This is a genomic window from Bacillus sp. AFS077874, assembly GCF_002566505.1.
Taxonomy (GTDB): Bacteria; Bacillota; Bacilli; order Bacillales; family Bacillaceae_G; genus Gottfriedia.
The window spans coordinates 99,157-119,198 of record NZ_NUYF01000005.1; the positions used below are offsets into that span (position 1 = coordinate 99,157).

The 20,042-nt window shown below is 42.0% G+C and carries 20 protein-coding genes, 1 pseudogene and 2 riboswitches; of the genes and pseudogenes, 1 reads left to right on the forward strand and 20 read right to left on the reverse strand.

The annotated features are described in order from the left end of the window. Positions 1 to 227: 227 nt before the first annotated feature. The 20 genes and pseudogenes from cobU to COJ46_RS24875 form a co-directional block, all read right to left on the reverse strand. Entirely contained in the window at positions 228 to 764 is a 537-nt protein-coding gene (gene cobU / locus COJ46_RS02270) for a bifunctional adenosylcobinamide kinase/adenosylcobinamide-phosphate guanylyltransferase (protein WP_097977422.1), read from the reverse strand. Then, positions 761 to 1,864, reverse strand: a complete 1,104-nt coding sequence (cobD, locus tag COJ46_RS02275; RefSeq protein WP_098565650.1) for a threonine-phosphate decarboxylase CobD — start codon at positions 1,862 to 1,864, stop codon at positions 761 to 763. The genes cobU and cobD overlap by 4 nt, the downstream gene beginning before the upstream one ends. Further along, positions 1,864 to 2,421: a cob(I)yrinic acid a,c-diamide adenosyltransferase gene (gene cobO / locus COJ46_RS02280; RefSeq protein WP_097977426.1), complete on the reverse strand. Its 558-nt coding sequence runs from the start codon at positions 2,419 to 2,421 to the stop codon at positions 1,864 to 1,866. Before cobO ends, cobD begins: the two co-directional genes overlap by 1 nt. A gap of 15 nt (positions 2,422 to 2,436) precedes the next feature. Next, positions 2,437 to 3,006 (reverse strand): nitroreductase family protein, encoded by a 570-nt coding sequence (locus COJ46_RS02285; RefSeq protein ID WP_097977428.1) that lies wholly within the window; start codon positions 3,004 to 3,006, stop codon positions 2,437 to 2,439. 1 nt (position 3,007) lies between these two features. Continuing rightward, complete coding sequence (gene cobA, locus COJ46_RS02290; RefSeq protein ID WP_097977430.1) at positions 3,008 to 3,793, reverse strand: uroporphyrinogen-III C-methyltransferase; 786 nt, start codon at positions 3,791 to 3,793, stop codon at positions 3,008 to 3,010. A 19-nt stretch (positions 3,794 to 3,812) separates the two neighbouring features. Next, a complete protein-coding gene (cobT, locus tag COJ46_RS02295) occupies positions 3,813 to 4,853 on the reverse strand; it encodes a nicotinate-nucleotide--dimethylbenzimidazole phosphoribosyltransferase (protein WP_098565651.1) in 1,041 nt (346 codons plus the stop codon). Next, positions 4,846 to 6,366, reverse strand: a complete 1,521-nt coding sequence (locus COJ46_RS02300) for a cobyric acid synthase (protein WP_097977433.1) — start codon at positions 6,364 to 6,366, stop codon at positions 4,846 to 4,848. Before COJ46_RS02300 ends, cobT begins: the two co-directional genes overlap by 8 nt. Continuing rightward, a complete protein-coding gene (locus COJ46_RS02305) occupies positions 6,359 to 7,729 on the reverse strand; it encodes a cobyrinic acid a,c-diamide synthase CobB (RefSeq protein WP_098565652.1) in 1,371 nt (456 codons plus the stop codon). The genes COJ46_RS02300 and COJ46_RS02305 overlap by 8 nt, the downstream gene beginning before the upstream one ends. Before the next feature lie 17 nt (positions 7,730 to 7,746). Beyond that, positions 7,747 to 8,868, reverse strand: coding sequence for a cobalt-precorrin 5A hydrolase (locus tag COJ46_RS02310; RefSeq protein ID WP_098565653.1), 1,122 nt, complete (start codon positions 8,866 to 8,868; stop codon positions 7,747 to 7,749). Beyond that, a complete protein-coding gene (gene cobM / locus COJ46_RS02315) occupies positions 8,868 to 9,641 on the reverse strand; it encodes a precorrin-4 C(11)-methyltransferase (protein ID WP_097977439.1) in 774 nt (257 codons plus the stop codon). The genes COJ46_RS02310 and cobM overlap by 1 nt, the downstream gene beginning before the upstream one ends. Next, a complete protein-coding gene (gene cobI / locus COJ46_RS02320) occupies positions 9,638 to 10,339 on the reverse strand; it encodes a precorrin-2 C(20)-methyltransferase (protein WP_097977441.1) in 702 nt (233 codons plus the stop codon). Before cobI ends, cobM begins: the two co-directional genes overlap by 4 nt. 2 nt (positions 10,340 to 10,341) lie before the next feature. Further along, positions 10,342 to 11,532, reverse strand: coding sequence for a precorrin-6y C5,15-methyltransferase (decarboxylating) subunit CbiE (cbiE, locus tag COJ46_RS02325; RefSeq protein WP_097977938.1), 1,191 nt, complete (start codon positions 11,530 to 11,532; stop codon positions 10,342 to 10,344). A 1-nt stretch (position 11,533) separates the two neighbouring features. After that, the gene (locus COJ46_RS02330) at positions 11,534 to 12,637 is read right to left on the reverse strand and encodes a cobalt-precorrin-5B (C(1))-methyltransferase (protein ID WP_098565654.1); all 1,104 of its coding nucleotides are present in this window, start codon (positions 12,635 to 12,637) and stop codon (positions 11,534 to 11,536) included. A 3-nt stretch (positions 12,638 to 12,640) separates the two neighbouring features. Next, positions 12,641 to 13,288 (reverse strand): precorrin-8X methylmutase, encoded by a 648-nt coding sequence (locus tag COJ46_RS02335; RefSeq protein ID WP_097977444.1) that lies wholly within the window; start codon positions 13,286 to 13,288, stop codon positions 12,641 to 12,643. Next, positions 13,289 to 14,101 carry a precorrin-6A reductase gene (gene cobK / locus COJ46_RS02340; RefSeq protein WP_098565655.1) on the reverse strand — a complete coding sequence of 271 codons (813 nt, stop codon included), beginning with the start codon at positions 14,099 to 14,101 and terminating at the stop codon, positions 13,289 to 13,291. Continuing rightward, positions 14,098 to 15,012 (reverse strand): sirohydrochlorin chelatase, encoded by a 915-nt coding sequence (locus COJ46_RS02345; protein ID WP_098565656.1) that lies wholly within the window; start codon positions 15,010 to 15,012, stop codon positions 14,098 to 14,100. The genes cobK and COJ46_RS02345 overlap by 4 nt, the downstream gene beginning before the upstream one ends. A 62-nt stretch (positions 15,013 to 15,074) precedes the next feature. Then, positions 15,075 to 16,700 carry a precorrin-3B C(17)-methyltransferase gene (gene cobJ / locus COJ46_RS02350; protein ID WP_098565657.1) on the reverse strand — a complete coding sequence of 542 codons (1,626 nt, stop codon included), beginning with the start codon at positions 16,698 to 16,700 and terminating at the stop codon, positions 15,075 to 15,077. 52 nt (positions 16,701 to 16,752) lie between these two features. Next, a complete protein-coding gene (locus tag COJ46_RS02355) occupies positions 16,753 to 17,136 on the reverse strand; it encodes a (2Fe-2S) ferredoxin domain-containing protein (protein ID WP_097977940.1) in 384 nt (127 codons plus the stop codon). A 124-nt stretch (positions 17,137 to 17,260) separates the two neighbouring features. Then, positions 17,261 to 17,442, reverse strand: a riboswitch (cobalamin riboswitch). A gap of 167 nt (positions 17,443 to 17,609) precedes the next feature. Continuing rightward, a riboswitch (cobalamin riboswitch) is annotated at positions 17,610 to 17,796 on the reverse strand. Positions 17,797 to 18,117: 321 nt separating this feature from the next. After that, positions 18,118 to 18,438, reverse strand: coding sequence for a YbjQ family protein (locus tag COJ46_RS02360; RefSeq protein ID WP_097977451.1), 321 nt, complete (start codon positions 18,436 to 18,438; stop codon positions 18,118 to 18,120). Positions 18,439 to 18,604: 166 nt separating this feature from the next. Further along, positions 18,605 to 19,199: pseudogene (locus tag COJ46_RS24875) on the reverse strand (AAA family ATPase). 138 nt (positions 19,200 to 19,337) lie between these two features. Between COJ46_RS24875 and COJ46_RS02370 the strand changes: the two are divergent. After that, positions 19,338 to 20,039 (forward strand): polysaccharide deacetylase family protein, encoded by a 702-nt coding sequence (locus COJ46_RS02370; protein ID WP_097977453.1) that lies wholly within the window; start codon positions 19,338 to 19,340, stop codon positions 20,037 to 20,039. The last annotated feature ends 3 nt before the right edge of the window (positions 20,040 to 20,042 follow it).

A 20,042-nucleotide genomic window follows, 5' to 3' on the forward strand; every position in this document is an offset into this window, starting at 1 on the left:
GGCGGTACCGGCAAAAAAATGGGTTGGAAGAGCTTGCGAAATGGCTGTACCTTTTTCTTATCGCTTTTATCTCTAATTTGATATCGTAAACAACTTCGTTTGATCATTCCACTTCATTACCATAGCTTTTAACCATCCGCAAATCAGCAAACCGATCAATGGAAAATAAACAGGGCTTTTTTTCCTATCGTTTTTTGAAACCTCAATCTTCGGAACGGGAAAGCGAGTTATTTTAGCTTTAGTTGCAGACCGGAAAAAATGGTGTATGCTTCATCTGCTTCGGCCGCCAATAATTGATTGATTTTTCCTAGAACATCTTGAAAAAAACGCCCCAACGACGATAACGCGACACCACCTAGACCTACCTCATTAGAAACAACAATCACATGCTGATGATTTTCTTGTATCACCTTAATCCAACGATCCACTTCCTCTATTAAACTGGTTTTCTTGTTTTCTTCCTTGAGTTCCTGTTCCGTTAACCACATACAATGATTGGATAGCCAGGAAGAAATACAATCAACTAGAATAACATCGTAGCCTTGATAGACCGTTTGAACAGAAGTTAGTTCGTTCGGTTCTTCTAATAACTCCCATTCACTTGGGCGCCGCTTCTTATGGCTATCAATTCTTTTCTCCATTTCTTGATCGGCTTGAACTCCGAACGCAACATAAAGGACTCTACCTGCATGACTGATAGCCAAGCGTTCCGCAAATTCACTCTTCCCGGAGCGAATTCCTCCAGTGACATAGGTTAAGGTCATGATAGATTCACCTCTTTACTTACTTCAATTAAGGCTTGGATTAAGCTTTGATTTTCTTTTTCGGTTCGAATCGCAATCCTAAAATCCTGATCCGTTAGCCCCGGATACATGTTACAGGAGCGTATTAAGATTCCTTTATGACCCATGCGCCACTGTAATTCAGCCGCCGTGATGCCATCTGTTATCCTAACTAACAGAAAATTGGCTTGACCCGGAAAAACCTTCCACCCAAGTTTTTCTTCAATGGCTAGTTTGACAAAGCTTCTTTGCTCCTGAATTAGGGTAATTGTTGCTCCCTCGTATACCTTTTCGTTTAGGACCGCTTCACCAACCAATAGTGCCATTTGGTTGACACTCCAAGTTACTTGTTTCGCCTGAAGCTTTAATATCAGGGTTGGATCGGCCAGCATATACCCCAGCCGGAGACCAGGGATCGCATAGAACTTTGTCATTGAGCGAACTAAGATTACTTGTTTCCAACGTTGCAAATCCTCAAGCAGCGTGATTCGTGTTTCGATCGGAAGAAAATCAATAAATGCTTCGTCTATTATCAAATATGTATTTGTCTTCTTTGCCTGTTCTGCCAGCTCGACAAGTTCTTCCTTCGAATATGTTACACCAGTGGGATTGTTGGGATGTCCGACAAAGACAAGATCGGTTTTCGCTATTAATTGAAGGAATTCCGATTGATCAGGCTTAAAATCATTTTCTGCCCTGCCGACCAATGAATTGATGGTAGCACCATAAACTCTAGCAAGCTTCTCGTATTCCGAGAAGCAAGGATATACAACCCCCACTGTTTCAGGCTGCAATCCTAAAATCGCAAGGGCTATACACTCTGCTGCTCCATTTCCTATCAAAATCTGTTCTGGTGAAACGGAGTGTTTTTCCGCCAGCTTTTGTTTAAGAACACGATGGGCGGGATCGGGATAATGGACGATTGACTCCAGTTGCTCCTTTATCAACTCAATTACACTAGCAGGTGGACCGAGTGGATTGATATTCGCACTGAAATCTAACAGCTGCGATGAATCTTTACCAAACAATTGTTGGGCCGTCAGAAAATCGCCACCATGTCCAAATTTTTCAATATAGACCATTAAAACTCAATTCCCTTCACGGCAGGAATTCCTTCGTTATAATAATGCTTAACGGGCTTCATTTCGGTTACTAAATCCGCACAAGCGATGATTTCCTCTTTGGCTGACCGTCCGGTAATCACCAGATGTATCCCCTTAGGGCGCAGCTGAATCAACTCAATAACTTCTGTTAACGGAAGGACATCGTCAATCGGGAATTTATCAATTGCGAGCGCATTATTTAGTTCATCTAAAATGACAACATCATAGCTGCCAAACTGGACCTTTTCTTTTGTAAAAGACCACGCGGTTTTTAGGGCTACCCGATGTTCCTCTGGTGTTTTCGTCCATGTGAAGCCAATTCCTGTCTGCACGATTTCAATCCCTAATTTTTCGAACGTAATTTTTTCCCCGTACGTTCGATCAGGCGATTTAATAAATTGAATCATAAGCACCCGTTTTCCCCGACCTGCGGCACGAACTGCGAGCCCAAGGGCTGAAGTTGTCTTCCCTTTTCCATCACCGGTGTAAACTAGTGTAAGACCGCGCTTTGCTTTGTTTTCAGTTACCTCTTCCATACCCTTCACTCCTCGTTATAACCAGACTGTCTTTTCTTCAAAGGATGTCCGAGCCGGAACTTTCTCCTTTTTTAATAATTCTGAATCGGGATAACCGATAAACAAATTTCCGATGATTTTCTTGTTTTCGGGTGAGCCAATAAACTCATACATTCGTTGGTCACGAACAAGTCCGACTCCCCTTGTCCGCCAAACCAGACCTAATCCTAATTCTTTAGCGGAAAGCCACATCGAATGGATCGCACAGCATACGGCATACTCATTATCGGCTGATGCCTCTTCATCGTCTGGGACGATATCAGCGGTAACGACAATATGGACCGGTGTTGTTTTTAGTACTTTTAAGGAGCTTTCGATTAAATTTGGTTTGGTTGGAAAGCGTTCCTGTAGGTATTCATAAGCCAACGCTTCATAGCGCTTTTTTGCTTCGCCTTTAATCACATAAAAGCTCCATGGTTCACGCATCCGGTCATTCGGTGCCCATGTCGCTGCTTCTAATAAGGTGTGAATCTTTTCGTCCTCTACCTCTCGAGCCGCATAATCACGGATTGCTCTTCGGCTTTTGATTTCCGCTAAAATCGACATCTTAGACCCTCCCTATTCCAACTAATTGTTTTTCTTCTGATTCCTGAAACCAGTGTAATTTCTCGCGAAGACCGACCACATCACCCACGAGAACAATCGCAGGATGAGTAATCCCGGCTTCTAGAACCCGGACTTCGATATCCTTTAAACTCCCGGTCACCGTTTTCTGTTTGGCCGTGGTTCCCCATTGGATAATGGCTGCTTTCGTATCAGGGCTTTTTCCGTTCTCTATTAATTTCGAAACAATATAAGGTAAATTCCCAATTCCCATATAAAAGGCAATTGTATCGATTCCTTGAGCGAGAGTTGACCAATTTAATTGATCCTCACCCTTTTCCGCACGGCCGTGGCCTGTGACGATTGCGAAGGTGGAAGCATAATCGCGGTGGGTAACCGGAATTCCGGCATAAGCAGGCGCTGCAATACCAGCTGTAATCCCCGGTACTATTTCATAGTGAATCCCATGTTCTGCAAGAATTTCCGCTTCTTCACCGACACGGCCGAAAATGCAAGGGTCGCCTCCTTTTAATCTGGTGACTGTTTTGCCCTGACTGGCTTTTTCAATTAACAACTGGTGAATTTGATCTTGAATGATCTGATGTTTCCCTGGTAGTTTTCCGCAAAATATCAACTCTGCCTCCGCCTTTGCATACTTGAGCAGTTCCTCATTTACTAAACGGTCATATAAAATCACATCCGCCTGTTGGATACACTCCATCCCGTAAACCGTGATTAGCTTAGGGTCTCCCGGTCCAGCACCAACAAGATACACTTTTCCATTTATCATCTTCTAGCTCCTTCCTAAATTACTCATTTGAAATTCCAGCCGATTCAAAAGTGGCCATTTCTTTTAACATTAAAGTTGCTGATTGTAAGATTGGAAAGGCCACTGCTGCTCCACTTCCTTCTCCTAGCCGCAAATCTAAATCAAGAAGTGGCTTTTTGCCTAATAACTGCAGTGCAATTTCATGTCCAGGCTCGACGGAACGATGGCCGACAATCATATACTCCGCTGCTGTCTCACAGATTTCCCTTGCCAAAAGAGCTGCAATCGTGCAAATAAACCCATCTACCAATATAGGAATCCGGTTTTGAGCGGCGGAGAGCATTGCACCTGTCATTCCGGCAATTTCCAAACCGCCAATTTTTGCTAAGATATCGATGGGATCCTTCCGGTCAGGGTTCCTTTCCTTTATCGCCCTTCTGATGACCTCTTGTTTATGACGAATTTTTTCTTGTGCAATCCCTGTTCCTCGGCCGACGAGTACATCGATGTCCTGCCCGCTTAAAACCGCTGCAATCGCACTGCTTGACGTCGTATTACCGATCCCCATTTCCCCAACAATTAGGCATTTGATTCCCTGTTTAATCATCTGTTCCGCCCGTTCATAGCCAACAGCGATGGCTTGTTCGGCCTCTGACCTTGTTATTGCATCTTGTTGGCAAAAATTGTTGGTTCCATAGCGAATTTTTCGATTCACAAACCCGTCAGCCTCAATATCTGCTGCCACACCGATATCGACGACTTCAAACATGGCTCCGATTTGCCGGGTAAAAACATTGATGGCCGCACCGCTGTTTAAAAAGTTTATGACCATTTGCACGGTAACTTCCTGTGGGAAAGCGGACACCCCTTCTTCGACTACACCATGATCAGCAGCAAAAACTATAACACCGGGCGGTGATACGACTGGGAATGATTCAGATGTCATTTCCGACAGATGAATGGCTAATTCCTCTAATTTCCCCAAACTGCCCGGAGGTTTGGTTAACGTATCGATATACTCACGAACTTGCTGTCCCATTTCTCTATCAAGTGGCTGGATTCCTGTTATTATGCTATTCATTGGTTGATCTCCTTTTTTGATAATCCTTCATTAAATGGTCAATGACATTCAGTTTAACGTGTGCCCTTACATGTTCTGCCAGCCGTTCAAACGCTTCTTCCCGCAATTGATTAAAAGATGGGCGCATGTGGATGGGCTCCAATCCCTTTTTACGGCGGAGCTGATTAAGTAATTCCTCACGAAATTCATCATTATGGAATATCCCATGAAAATAAGTGCCAATGATGGTTTCGTCTGGGGAATGACAACCATCCCATTTTTCATTTGTAAAAATAAGCCCTTGGGACGCTTCTGTCGCCACGGTTTCACCCATATGAATCTCGTAACCTGTCACATGAAAGTTTTTTCCGAAAAGATGTAACTCCCCATTTGATAGGATCGTCGTCTTATCTTTCGTAATGGTAGTTCCAATTGGCAGTAACTGAAGACCTTCGATTTCTTTATGGAGAGATTCGATCGCCAACGGATCCTCAATTTTATCACCGAGCATTTGATAGCCGCCACAGATTCCGAAAAGTACGGAATGTTTCTTTTTTTGTAGTTCTGCTATTTTTTGAGCGATGCCGCTCTTTCGTAAAAACAGTAAATCTTCAATTGTATTCTTGCTGCCTGGGAGAATGACTAAATCTGGATGGTTTAATTGATCTCCTCTCGTTATAAAACGGACATGACAATCCGGCTCAGTAAAAAACGGGTCGACATCGGTGAAATTTGAGATTTTCGGATATTGAATAACTGCGATATCTAATTCTTTTTCAGTATTTTGAGTATATGTATATTGATTTAAAATCACGGAATCTTCGGCATCAATATTTAAATTCTCCAAATAAGGAATCACGCCGAGAATGGGTTTTCCTGTATACTCCTCAAACCACGTTAATCCAGATTCTAGCAGGCTGAGATCGCCGCGGAATTTATTGATGATTACACCAATTACTCGATCGCGATCCTCTGGTTCCATCAGCTGAAGGGTTCCTACTAAACTAGCAAACACTCCGCCTTTTTCGATATCCCCAATTAAAATCACAGGGGCATCCGCCATTTTGGCAACCCGCATATTAACCATTTCCCGGTCATTCAGATTAATCTCGGCCGGACTACCAGCCCCTTCAATTACAATTCGTTCATAATTTTGGGACAGTGTGGACAGTGATTGTTGAATAAGTTCAATTCCCGTTTGAAAGAATTCCCGGCGGTACCTTCCTGCTTCCATATTTTTATATGGTTTACCATGGACGACAATTTGGGATTGGTTATCCCGGTTCGGCTTTAGTAGAATCGGGTTCATATCGGTGGTTGCCTGAATACATGCGGCTTCGGCCTGAACTCCCTGTGCTCTGCCGATTTCTTTTCCATCCACTGTGATATAGGAATTTAATGCCATATTTTGTGATTTAAACGGAACCGTTTTATATCCGTCCTGGGTGAAAATCCGGCAAAAGGCGGTCACGACAACACTTTTGCCAACATCCGAATTGGTACCTTGAAACATAAGTGGAAGAGCTTTAGTCATTTTGTTTGAACTCCTTACATTTCTTCACCCAATTTTCGACAAGCTCAGGGCATGAGCCAAAATGAAAATGGGTATAACCTGCAATTAAATTCCCTTTCCGATAGCCCTCCTGCTTAAACCCACGTATTCCTTTCGTTTGGTAGGCCGGTTCAAAAACCGTTCTCGGATGAAAGGTGGAGTAGTGAAATTCATGACCTCTTGCACTCAGATTTCCCGCTAACAAGAAATTTTCTTCTTCTGCAGTGATTTCCCGGTATCCCAAAGCAGCTAGTTTTGTCTGCATTTTCACCTTTCCAGGAATGATCCCAACCATTTTGTAACTCGTTTCATCCGTTGTTTCCAACGATTCAGTTAAGTACATAAACCCGCCGCATTCCGCCAAGGTTGGCAGTCCTTTTTCAATGGCCGTTCGAATCGAGTTGTTTACCTCTGTCTGTTTGGTCAGCTCCTCCGCAAATTCCTCTGGGAAACCGCCACCGATATATAAGCCATCGACATGTTCCGGCAGGCATTCACCTTTTAATGGAGAGAACTCGATTAGCTCGGCTCCGGCGGCTGCTAACATGTCGAGATTTTCCTGATAGTAAAAATTAAAAGCGGCATCTCGTGCGACTGCAATTTTTACAGTTGCCTGCTCCACTCTTTTAAACTGGGATTCATTTATCTTTAAAAGAGGGGCTTGTGCCATGTCATATATAGAATCTACATCAACGGTTTCAAGGACTAAATCACCTAATTGCTCAAAAAATGGATCCAATTCTCCCCGTTCAACGGAGGGTATCAATCCTAAATGCCTTTCCGGTATCGAGAGTTCCTCGTTTCTTTTCAAATAGCCAAGGACAGGAATACCGCATTCTTGCTCAATCGCGGTTTGAACGATTTTAAAATGCCCTTCGCTACCCACCCGATTGGCGATCACCCCGACTATATTGGCTTCCTTCAGAAACGTTTGAAATCCCTTTACAATGGCTGCCGCGCTACGGGCCATGCTGGCACAATTCACGACCAAAATAACCGGACTTTCGGTGACGAGACCGATTTCGGCAGTTGATCCCGTATTATTTAGAGGATTTTTCCCATCAAAGAATCCCATTACCCCCTCGATGACGGAAATATCCGCCCCATTACTTGCACGGTTGACAATTTCTTTGACCATCTCGTGGTTGAGCATCCAGCTGTCAATGTTTCTTGACGTTCTCCCCGTGACCGCCGTATGATAAGTCGGATCGATATAATCTGGGCCGCATTTAAAGCCCTGGACGGTATAGCCCTTTTTCCTTAAAGCAGACATCAGCCCAATTGTCAGCGTCGTTTTTCCGACACCGCTGCCTGTCCCTGCAATCACAAGTCTACGAGTAGACATTCTATTTCCCTCCTCTCTCAATAGGGAATCACCGCTACTGATATGGTGACATTACCTGATTTCTTCTTTATCAAAGTTAGATGTTCCGCTGCGCTGTACAATAAAGCAGCCGGCTCACTGACGCCGTATGCACCGGTAAATTTAAAGACTGTTTCAGAAGGGTTTTGAAGTTTAATCGAATTCAATTCAGCTGGGGTGTAATAAATAAACTCCCAGCGGTTTTTTTTCGCCACTTCAAGCAGTCCCTCTTCATCCTTTTTTAGATCAATCGTGCAAACCGCTTTGACACTTTTTTTTGAGAACTCTAATTCCTCAAGCGTTTCGTCGATTACTGCTTCGATTTCCGCTGCAGTGGTCCCGCGGTTGCAGCCCAATCCAAGGACGATCACCTTTGGTCGATATAAAACACCATTATGTAAAATCTCCGTTTCGTCTTCGGATAAATTCCGATGGGTTATTACTAAGGCAGCATCTGGCTTTGCGGCCAGCGCTTCTTGGATCGATGAATACGGCTGAATATTTCCTGGTAATGGCCGATCATATGACCACCAGTCTTTTTCACCTGACTCCTGAACCACGGCGATTTTTTCTTCGTTCACAACCGAAGCGCTAACGGGCGTCAGCTTATCAGCCGAGTCCCAAATCCAGCCAAATCGTTTCCCGAACAAATCAACCGCAATCGTTTCCTGTACATCTGAAGCTGTGGTAATAATGGGACGGGCCTGTAGAGTGGCCGCCACTTCTTTCGTTAGTTCATTTGCACCGCCGATATGGCCTGACAGCACGCTGATCACATGTTCGCCCTTATCATCGATAACGACAACCGCAGGATCTGTTTTTTTATCCTTTAAAATAGGTGCAATCATTCGTACCACGGCTCCAAGGGAAATGATAATGATCAGCCCCTTATAGGCTTCGAAAAGAGAGGGCAGAAGAAGGCGAACGCTCCCGGTAAATAACTGGATGTCCTTGTTCTTCTCATCTCCTTTTTCAAACTTTGCCATATAGTACACATCGGTATTTTGAAACGAATGACCCAGCTTGCGGGCCAGTTCGACCCCATGCTTTGTAATGGCGACAATCGCATAGTCCCCCTTCTGCTGGATGACCGCCCTTTGCGCTTCTTGGAGCTCGATCATTATGATTCCACCCCCCTGCGGAATCCGTGTGTAAACTTTTTATCATACAGCTTGGAACGATAATCTTGTTCGTGGATGTTTTCATCCAGTGCCCATCCTGCTAAAATCATCGCCTGTTTACGAATCCCGTTTACCCGCATATCTTCGTCTAAGCGTTTCAGTGTGGTCCGGACAATTTTTTGATCTGGCCACGACGCTTTATAAACAACCGCAACAGGAGTATCCTTGCTCCATCCTGCCCCGGTCAATTCCTTGACAAGTTTCTTCGTTAATGTCGCACTTAAGAAAAGTGCAATCGTGCAATTATGTTTTGCTAAATCCGCCAGCTTTTCAAATTCTGGCACAGGTGTCCTACCCTCGGCTCTTGTCAGGATCACGGTTTGGGTTAAATCAGGAATTGTCAACTCAGCTTGAGCGGCCGCGGCGGCCGCAAACACAGAGCTTACACCTGGAACAATCTCTATTTCGATTCCTCTCTTCTTTAACAAGACGATTTGTTCCATAATCGCCCCATAGACAGCCGGATCACCCGTATGTACACGAACAACCTTTTTCCCTTGTAGGATTCGGTCAGCCATGACGTCAACCATTTCTTCTAAGTGCATCCCTGCAGTTTTCAATATTTCGGCGGAAGGTTTTGCTTTTGCAATTAAGTCTTCGTTTACAAGAGAATCCGCATATAGAATAACATCTGCCTCCTGAAGATGCTGAAGGCCTTTTACCGTGATTAAATCAGGATCGCCCGGTCCGGCACCAATGATATAAAGCTTCATTTTCTCACCACCATTAATGTTAAATATTCAAGCTCAACTCCTTCGAGCTCATCTGCCCTCCAAATAATTTCTTCATCCGATGTTACCTTTGTAACGACTGAAGCCTTGTCAAGCAAATCTAAATCTCGTAATACTTCTAGCATTAAATCAATCACTTTCGCTACTTTTATAAAAATGACACAATCATTGTCTTGAATGACTTTTTTCATGGTTTCATAGTCATCCCGTGCTGGAACAATCGCAACATGCTCATCCCCATCTGCCAATGGAATTCCCAGCCTAGAAGCCGCCCCATTGATGGACGAAATCCCCGGAACAACTTCAATTGGAACTTGCGGATACTTCTGCTGCATCAAACGCATCATATGAATAAACGTGCTGTATAAAAGAGGGTCCCCTTCAGTTACAAAAGCAACATCCTTTCCCTCCTTCAGCTTCGCCCATACATTTTCCACGGTTTCCGTCCATTTTCTTTCTAACGTGGCTGGATCCTTTGTCATTGGAAAGACAAGGCCCAGCATTTCTTTTTCGTTCGACTGAAAATAGACATCAATGATTCGATGGGCATAACTTTTGCTGCCCTTTTGTTTTTTCGGATAGGCAATCACTGGTGATTCCTTTAATTTACGGAACGCCTTAACGGTAATGAGCTCTGGATCCCCCGGGCCAACCCCAAGGCCATATAATGTACCTAACATATTTACTCCCCTTCCTTGCGCCATGCTTCGATTATGTAAATAGGATTTAATGCATCAAATCTTGTCAAATTCAAAATGGGCTTACTTCTGGATATTTGAGCAAGAGTAATGTTCGTCTCATATCCCCGCTCTTTAAACACAAGTATCGCTTCTGAAAGATTTTCAATTGTGACGGCATTTAAGACAATGCGTCCACACTCTTTCAAGCGGCTACAGCAAATATCCAAAATGTCTTCCATCCCACCTGCCGTCCCGCCAATAAATACCGCATCCGGATCCGGGAAGGTTTCTAATCCCTCTGGTGCTTTCCCATGGACGAGTGTTGCATCCACACGAAATTTTGCTAAATTTTGCTTACAGTTTTCTAAGTCGCCCTCGTTCTTTTCGATGGCAAACACTTGTCCTTCCCTGGCGATTTTCGCAGCCTCAATCGCAACAGAACCTGTGCATGTCCCAATATCCCAAACTGTGCTATCTTCTTTTAACCTTAGGCCACTAATGCTTAGTGTCCGAATTTCTTTTTTTGTAATTAAGCCCTTATCTGGTTTACGCTGTAAAAATTCCGAATCGTCAATGCCAATGGGCCAATGTGGGCTTTCACCCTTTTTTTTAAGAATTACTACATTGAGCGGTGAAAACTCTTCATCCATCATTTCAGAAAGGGTAAACCAGCGGCATCGTTCCTTGTCACTGCCAAGGTTCTCGCCCACAAACGCCTCATATTCAGTCATGCCAAAGGAAAGCAAATATTGAGCGATTTTATTTGGAGAATTTTCTGTGTCGGTTAAGATCGCGACTGTTTTTTTTCCATCCACTCGCTGTGCCAACCCTTTTATACTCCTGCCGTGAACACTAGTAAAATAAGCATCCTGCCATCTTTCTTTCATTTTGGCAAAAGCAAGCTGGATTGAACTTATATATGGATAAATATCCAAATCGATTTTAGAAGATAAATAGCTTCCAATTCCATAGAATAACGGGTCTCCTGAAGCTAGAATCACTACGTTTCTAGTCTCCGACTGCAACCGTTCCACTAGAGAATTAAGGCCGCCTTCGATCGCCATTTTTTCGCCGGCGAATTCAGAAAAAAAAGCAAGCTGTCTTTTTCCTCCTATTAATAGGTCACTTTCATTAATCCACTTTTCGTACATCGGGAGTAGGCTGACTTTCCCTTCGTCCCCAATGCCGATCATTTTAATTGATGCCACTCTTACGCACCGCCTTTCCTAACAATTGCCCCTTCATAGTATAAAGGGTCGTATCTATGTCGATCCCACCATCGACTTCCTTTAACGCAGCGTCGCAGCAATAGTCGCTAAGCATTTCGAAAAAGGATAGGTGGCCCTGTGCTGTCATCAAATCACCAACCTGTGATGCCGTATTGGCAGTTCGAATTTCCTCGACCATAGTCGCATCAGCACCGGTACGACTTGCCACCTCAGCTAAAAAATCAAAATCTATCGGGGCACTTTTTGAGTGGACCATCATGATCCCCATTGCCACTTTTGAAAATTTCCCCATCATGCCGACCATCGAAACTCTCTTTACCTCTTGCTTCTTGCATTGTTTAAGGGTAAACCCGACAAAGTCACCCATTTCGATAAAAGCTTCTTCAGACAGCTCGGGGAATTGCTTCATGGCATTTTTCTCGCTCCGCCCGCCTGTTGTAATGACAACGTGCTCGCAGCCACTTGCCCGGGCAACACTAATTGCCTGAATGATACTGGCTTTATAAGCGGCTGTGGAAAAAGGAACGACAATCCCACGGGTTCCGAGAATAGAAATCCCGCCAATGATTCCTAAGCGTCCATTGAGTGTTTTTTTGGCGATTTCTTCACCAGCTGGTACGGAAATGACGATTTTAATGCCTCTTGTAATCCCGAATTCTTTTAATACCCCTTCGGCTGTCTCGCAGATCATCCTGCGGGGAACGGGGTTAATAGCGGCCTCGCCGACTGGAACGGGCAAGCCGTCCTTTGTAACGCGTCCAACTCCAATTCCCCCATCAAGCACAATGCCTGGTTCATCGAGCCATGACACAGTGGAAACAATCAAGGCCCCATGGGTGGCATCTGGGTCATCCCCCGCGTCTTTTATCGTACTGGCGGTAGCCGTTTGTTCCATTACTTCACAGCCATCTACCTGGAAGGTTGCAAACCGCTTAACGGGCAAGTATATCGTTGATTCTGTTTGCGGTTCACCGGTAATTAATGCCGTCAGCGCTGCTTTGGTTGTTGCTGTTGCGCAGGCCCCAGTCGTATATCCTTCCCGCAGCTTTCCTTTTGGTACTTCCTGCATGGGTTATCCCCGTTCAGCCATAATAGAAATGGCATTTAATGCGGCAACGGTCACGGTACTGCCACCTTTCCGGCCAATATTGGTGATGAATGGGATATCGAGCTTAGCTAGTTCTTCTTTTGACTCAGCCGCAGAAACAAACCCAACAGGCAATCCAATAACAAGACCAGGTTTTGCTTCTCCTTCTTTAATCAGGCGGATAAGTTCGAGTAAGGCGGTTGGGGCATTCCCAATGGCAAAAATACCGCCATCTGCTTCTTTGATCGCCTTCCGCATCGAAATAATCGCCCTTGTTGTATTCAGCCGTTTGGCTTCCTGGATGACATCCGGGTCGGAAATATAGACTTTGATTTCTCCTCCGAATTTTTGAATTCTTGCTTTATTTGCCCCACTTTGAATCATTTGAACATCTGCAACTACCATTTTCCCGCTCCGAATCGCCCGAATACCGGATTGAATAGCGTCAGGATGGAAAAGGACGCTTTGCCCGAGTTCAAAATCAGCGGATGCATGGATGATACGCTGGACAATTGGATACTGTTCCTCGGTAAAAGGGTGCTCACCAATTTCTTCATTAATCATTTCAAAACTTTTACCTTCAATCTGTTCCGGTTGGACGGTTAACGGTTTAAATTCGGTACGAAAATCCATTTATCTCACTCCTGTATTAAAATGATTGTTCTGTTGTGATCTTGGTGTGGAACCAATCTTTTTATGTAATTCTGCGATGACATCAATAAAATTAGCATAGACGGTGCCATAATTTAGTTTCGGGCGACCAATAAGGATTACCTCAATCCCCAGTTCCTTGGCGGCTTCCACCTTTTCATCGACCGATCCGACTTTCCCACTCTCTTTAGTCACCATTAAGGTCACACCATATTGCTTATATAGGGCTTTGTCGAACTCTTTTGTAAATGGGCCCTGGATCGCAATAATATTTTTCTGCGGCAGCCCTAATTGCTCACATTTTTCCATATTATCCACACGAGGCAGCATCCTGGCGATCAAGCGAATGTCCGGGTTACCTAATAGTTTTTCTGTGAAAATTTGAAGCGTCTTGCTACCTGTCGTCAACATCACCACGCCTTTATTGGCCAATGCAAGCTCGGCAGCTTCCTCGTAGCTTTCTACGAATTTCATTTTGTCATATTGGAAATTTTGTGACTCCCGTTCATATCGAATATAGTGGATTCCCGTCGTTTCAGACGCCTTGATTGCGTTTTTCGAAGCTTCTTCCGCAAACGGATGACTGGCATCGACAACCGCTTGAATACCTTTTGTTTCAATCAACTCCACCATGTCTACATCCGTTAATCTGCCGATTTGAACACATATACTTGACTCCATTAATTCAACCGCTGCATTTTCTGTGACTACTGAGGCAAGGAGATTGAAGCCTTCCTTTTTTATTTCTAAAGCAAGGGCTCTTGCATCACTTGTTCCGGCTAACACGAAGATCATCCTCTATCTCCAGCCTTTTGCACCGCATGTTCGTGATCATGGTGATGGTGATGGTCATGGCCGTGATGATGATCGTGGTCATGATCATGGTGGTGGTGATGATCGATATGTTCCATCACATTAAGACGATATTGGCAAGTATCGCAGTTCATCTTCACCTCATCACGTAGGGCTTCTTCCACCCGATCTATTAAAATCGTCTGTAATTTTGGATGATAACCAAAATAGTCAGCCTGCTGAATTTCGACAGCGGGATATTGATTTTGAATAGGTACCATCATATCTTCTAACCGTTTAATCAGGATGCCAGTGAATAGAAAGTAAGGCAGGATTACTACTTTTTTTGCTCCAAGCTTAATACAGCGCTCAATCCCTTCGTTCACAGAGGGATTGGTCACCCCCATAAAAGCAGGTTCGACGATTTTATAGTTTGTTTTTTCCCATAGTAATCTAGCAATTTTATATAAATCACTATTCGCATCGGGATCGCTTCCGCCACGTCCTAACAAAAGGACAGCCGTATCGTCTTCAATGGTTTCCACATTCTCGCCAATTTCCATTAATCTAGTTTTTAGAATTTCAAATGTTTCCTCATGAACACCAATTGGCCGGCCATAAGTAAATTGAACAAGTGGATATTTATTCTTTGCCTCATCAATAGCTGCTGGAATATGAATTTTGGAGTGTCCTGCTTGTAAGAGCATTATCGGAATCAAGACAACATGGTCGGCTCCTTTCTCCACACATAGATCGATGCCTTGATTCACTGTTGGTCGTTCAAATTCTAAAAAACACGTCTCGACAAGGAAAGAACCTTCCCAAGTCTTTCTCATCTCACGGATGAACTCACGAACCTGCTGATTTCCCTCTTGATCTCTACTTCCATGCCCCACAAATAAAATTGCTCTCAAAATATTTCCTCCCCTTTGTTTGTAAATGCCTTACCTGCCAATTATCGCTAGACTTCTCTCCTTTATTCCCCGCAAACAGCTGCTTCGATTTTAAGATTTGGTGTGATATCCTGGTACACAAAACCTTGAACTTCTTTGACCCGTTTAAAAAATTTATAGAAACGTTCATTTGGATACGCCTTTTGTTGGTACTCTTGAACAATCCCCTCTATGATTCCGACAATTTTGTCCGGCGCGATTCCTTCAGCTACGATTTGGCCATTATGAGCGGTTCTTCCTGCTGTCTTGGCTCCTAAAAACAAATCAAATGCTCCTTTACGGTAGACAATGCCAATATCTTCTTTTACGGCTCCATAACAGGCCATGCCGCAGCCATTCACACCAAGTTTCAATTCTTTTGGGAGTTCCATGCCGCCAAGCCTTTCTTGAAGCTCATCGGCATAAGGGATGGAATCCTTCTTTTCTCCGTCACAAAAATCACAGGCTTTTACGGTTAATACGTCGCCAACAGGAGCAATCAAAAAGTTGGCTGCCGTTAGTTTTTCAATAATCTCATCAGGCTTAGAGGTTAAAATTTGCAGCTTCATAAAATGGTCTTGTGTGTATTCCATGACTCCTTCTTCTCCGACAATTTCGGAAAGAATGACCATCTGATGCGCGGTAAATTTTTTATTGGCGACACCAGGGCTGACCGCTACCTCAAAAATAGATTGAAAGTCTTGCTTCACAATTGAACCTTGAGTTCGTTCATAAGTCTCACCAAGGATCATTTGCAAGGCTTCCTCAGCCAACTCTCTTGGCGACTCTTTCACTAAGATTGGGGTGACTAGTTTCTTGTTTACTGGCATTACATCTTCCATTTGCTCCAGTGCCCATGGTTCGGCTTCCTTTTGCAGACGCTGATGCGGTTTCAAAGGTTGAATTGCCTGATTTAATGTATACTTCCGCTGATAACCACGCGGAGTAATCATCAATTCATCGTAGAAAAATGTTGAAGAGTTGCCTATTAAAACGGTAGTTAACATGCCAATTTCATGTTCTAACATCTCTTGTAAATTTGTTAAGACGATCTTTTGACTATCACGGTAGGCACTCTTTACCAATCCTACAGGGGTATCTGGGGAGCGGTATTTTAGTAGTATTTTTTGTGCTTCCATGATCTGCCGTGTTCTTCTCCCGCTTTTTGGATTGTATAGGGCAATCACAAAATCAGCTTGAGCGGCTGCTTCGATTCGTTTCTCGATCAAGCTCCACGGTGTTAAATGGTCACTTAAGCTAATCGTACAGGCATCATGCATGACCGGCGCGCCTAATAAAGCAGCACAGGAGTTGATGGCAGAAATGCCAGGGACCACCTCCACTTTTACCCCTGAGTCTTTTTTCCAGCCTTTTTCAATTAGCACCTCGTAAACAAGTCCTGCCATTCCATATACACCGGCATCACCGCTCGAAATGACAGCTACCGTGTAACCGAGCTCAGCTTGTTTCACAGCCTCCTGGGCACGGCTCACTTCTTCTGTCATTCCTGTGCTGATGATTTGCTTTCCAGCTATTAATCCCTTGATTAAATCAACGTAGGTTTTGTAGCCGATAATGATATCACTTTCTTGGATGGCTTCCTTTGCCCGTCCGGTAATATGTTTTTCATCACCAGGGCCAAAACCAATAACCAATAATTTACCTTTCACACTATTACGCCACCTTCCACAATTCTAAACAGAATCCAGCTACTATCCGCTGTTAAATCTTTTCTTTAACCGCTTTTTGTATTCCTTCGATGCATTCCGACCCTTCTGGATGTATGAATCCAGCTTCGGAATATTGATAGATCGAATGCTCCTGAAGGCAATGACCTTCAGCCAGATGACGCTTTACAATCGTAGTTCCCACTTCTGGGGTTACGTTTTTATACCAAGTCCCTGAAGGATAGACGATGGCAACAGGTGCATCCTTACATCTCCCATTGCATCTCGTTCTTGTAGTATGTATGATTGAATCTAAGCTTAAATTGGTGATTTCATTCCGTATTGCTTGTGTCGCTTCCTCCCCACCCTTTCTCATACAGCTGCTGCCGTTACAAATGAGGACATGGTGTTTCGTCCCTTGTAAATTCCAAGTAGTCATGTAACATACTCCCTTTCGTTTTTTCATAAAAAAAGCACCCCTATGGACATAGGGGTGCAGAATAAATACACAAAAAAATAGCGATGTAAGTTCAGCACTTCTACCTATGTTCCCGTAGGTTGATTGAAGCTATTAGGTAAAGGCAGGTCTCCTGACTTAGGTTCATCATTCTATTGCGTCTTCCCAAATTCCTTCAGTGACATCTGCAATGAACTCCCCTTACAGTGGCGGGTACCGTGACGGATTTAAACCGTACTTCCCTATTAAGCACAATTTTCATTGTGCACCAATCCTAATCTATTCAATTTTTAAAAAGACTTGTTTCTTCTAGAGGCATAAAAAGATGATTTAGAATCATTAAAACGAAAAAATCCGTTCAACAAAAGTTGAACGGATAAAACGCCAGCACAAAAAAAGTTAATAAATAATCCTTTTTGTCCAAACGTTTCATCTTCTCAACCCCCGAAGAAATCGAAACTTTAAAAGCTAAGACAGGTCTCCTGACTTGTGTATCTTCCTACTTTAGACCCTTCCCGTAACGTCCATATAAACGTTTCAGTGGTTTGTCTATTTCGTCCACACTTACAGTTGCGGGGACAGTTCTGGTAATGCTCCAGATTCCCTATTAAGCCCTAAGGCATCTTAACTAATTGTTAACAAATTATTATTTAATTTATTAGATATTATTATTCTAGTCTATCAGATTTAATATTTCAAGAGTTTATTAAACTACTTTAAGGAAAACGCTACCCTCTAATAACTTCATCTTGTTAAAGTAATTGAATTAATATAGAAATTGTAGAAATTAAATATCGACATTTCTTTTTTTATAACTAATTGTTATTTAAGGACAAGTAAAAAGAGAACTCTTCGTGTGGTTTTCTTGTAAACTTGTCCGTGAATTTGTCCGCACTTTTTTTATTTATATTTTATTCTATAAAACTTAAAATAAAAAAACCTTGAAATGACAAGGTTTTTTTATCATATTTTCTCGACTAAAACTGCCGTTCCATAAGCGACAATTTCACTCATGTTTTGCCCTATTTCTCCTGAATCAAAGCGCATCATGATAATTGCATTTGCATCCATTTCACTAGCATTTTTAGTCATTCGATCCATCGCTTCTTTTCTTGCATCTTCAAGCATTGCAGTGTATTGTTTGATTTCTCCACCAACAAGACTTTTTAGACCAGCTAAAATATCTCCACCAAGTCCTCTACTACGTACAATAACTCCAAATACAGGACCCTTTACTTCAACTAGTTTATAGCCTTCAATGTTTTCAGTTGTAACTACGATCATATTGTTCACCTCAAAATTTTTATTCTTTACACAAATCTATTTATCCAATTTTGTGTATGTATTTCAATACCATTATTAAACTTCATTAGTTAAAAATGGAAAATTCGAAACGTATATTGTATTAATTCTATGTAATAGGTGTAATCCCTTTTTACTAAAGTGATTTTCATTTTCTTAGAAAATTATTATTCGTTAATATTTCCAAAATTGATTTTTCTACTTCAATTATAGCCTTCTCATTTACATCTATAAATTTAGTGTTAACCTGCTTATACCATTCTTTTTCATATTGATATAATTTCATATTTTGATCATTTGAACTTCTTCTTTTTGACAAATAATTTTTGTTTTCTTCTATCAAGAGTTTCAAATTCAGCATCTAAATAAATAATTAAATCAGATCTGCATTTTCTAAGTTGATTTAATTCACCTATTAAATAATATTCTATATCCCATGAATAACCGTTTGCGATAGGAAAAAAGAGCGTATAAAATTCGATATCTTCTGGACCACGATCAAAAAGAATATTTTCATTATGAAAATGATTAAATCGCTTAATTTCTGCTCCAATAAATAATTGCTGATTTTTTATAAACCCCTCTAATGTATGTATATCAAGATTTAAATTATTTCTACTTTGAACAATTGGATAAGGATTTTCTTATATTACTAGTTAATTTTCCAATTAATTTTCTAATCTTTTCGCAAGTGTTGTTTTCCCACTAGCCATTTGGCCTTGGATTGAAATAATCTTTCTCATATTATCTCCTACTCACATTTCGATAGCACAATCTAATTTCATCATAATATTATCTGCTTTTAATTACCAACAAATAGTAAACTGGACTATAATAATGTTATATGATTATTATTATTTAAAGTTAATTAAGGAGAATATATGCTTAGAATTTTCATCATAATCGGGGGTTTACTATTATTATTATTTATTCTTTATGGACCAATCCCGAGTATACTAACACGTTTATTTAAAATTTTTTCAATCCATCGAGTTTCTTCTAAAAGTCAAAAACGAATTGCTTTAACTTTTGATGATGGTCCACATCAAGTTTATACGAATTTACTTTTAGATTTACTCCAAAGTCATTCAATTAAAGCAACTTTTTTTGTATTAGGTTCAGCGGCAGAAAAGTATCCTACGATCATTAAAAGAATACATGAAGATGGTCACTTAATCGGAATACACAATTATAAACATAAATGTAATTGGTTTCTCAGTCCAAAACAATTAAAAAATCAAATAGAAAAGACTGCAAGTATTATTAAGAAAATAACGAACGATGACCCACTTTATTATCGACCACCTTGGGGGTTAGCTTCACTTCCACTCCTATTTCAGAAAAAGCTTAAAATTATTTTATGGTCTGTAATGGCAAATGATTGGAGTAGTAAAAAAGGAAGTGAAGGCATTTATAGTCTTTTGTTAAATCAAACGAAACCAGGAGCAATTATTTTATTACATGATAATGGAGATACATTTGGTGCAGATGAGGATGCTCCTATTCATACAATAAAAGCATTAGAGAGATTTATTGAACATTGTTTACAAAACCAATATCAATTTGTTAGGATTGATCATTAGCTA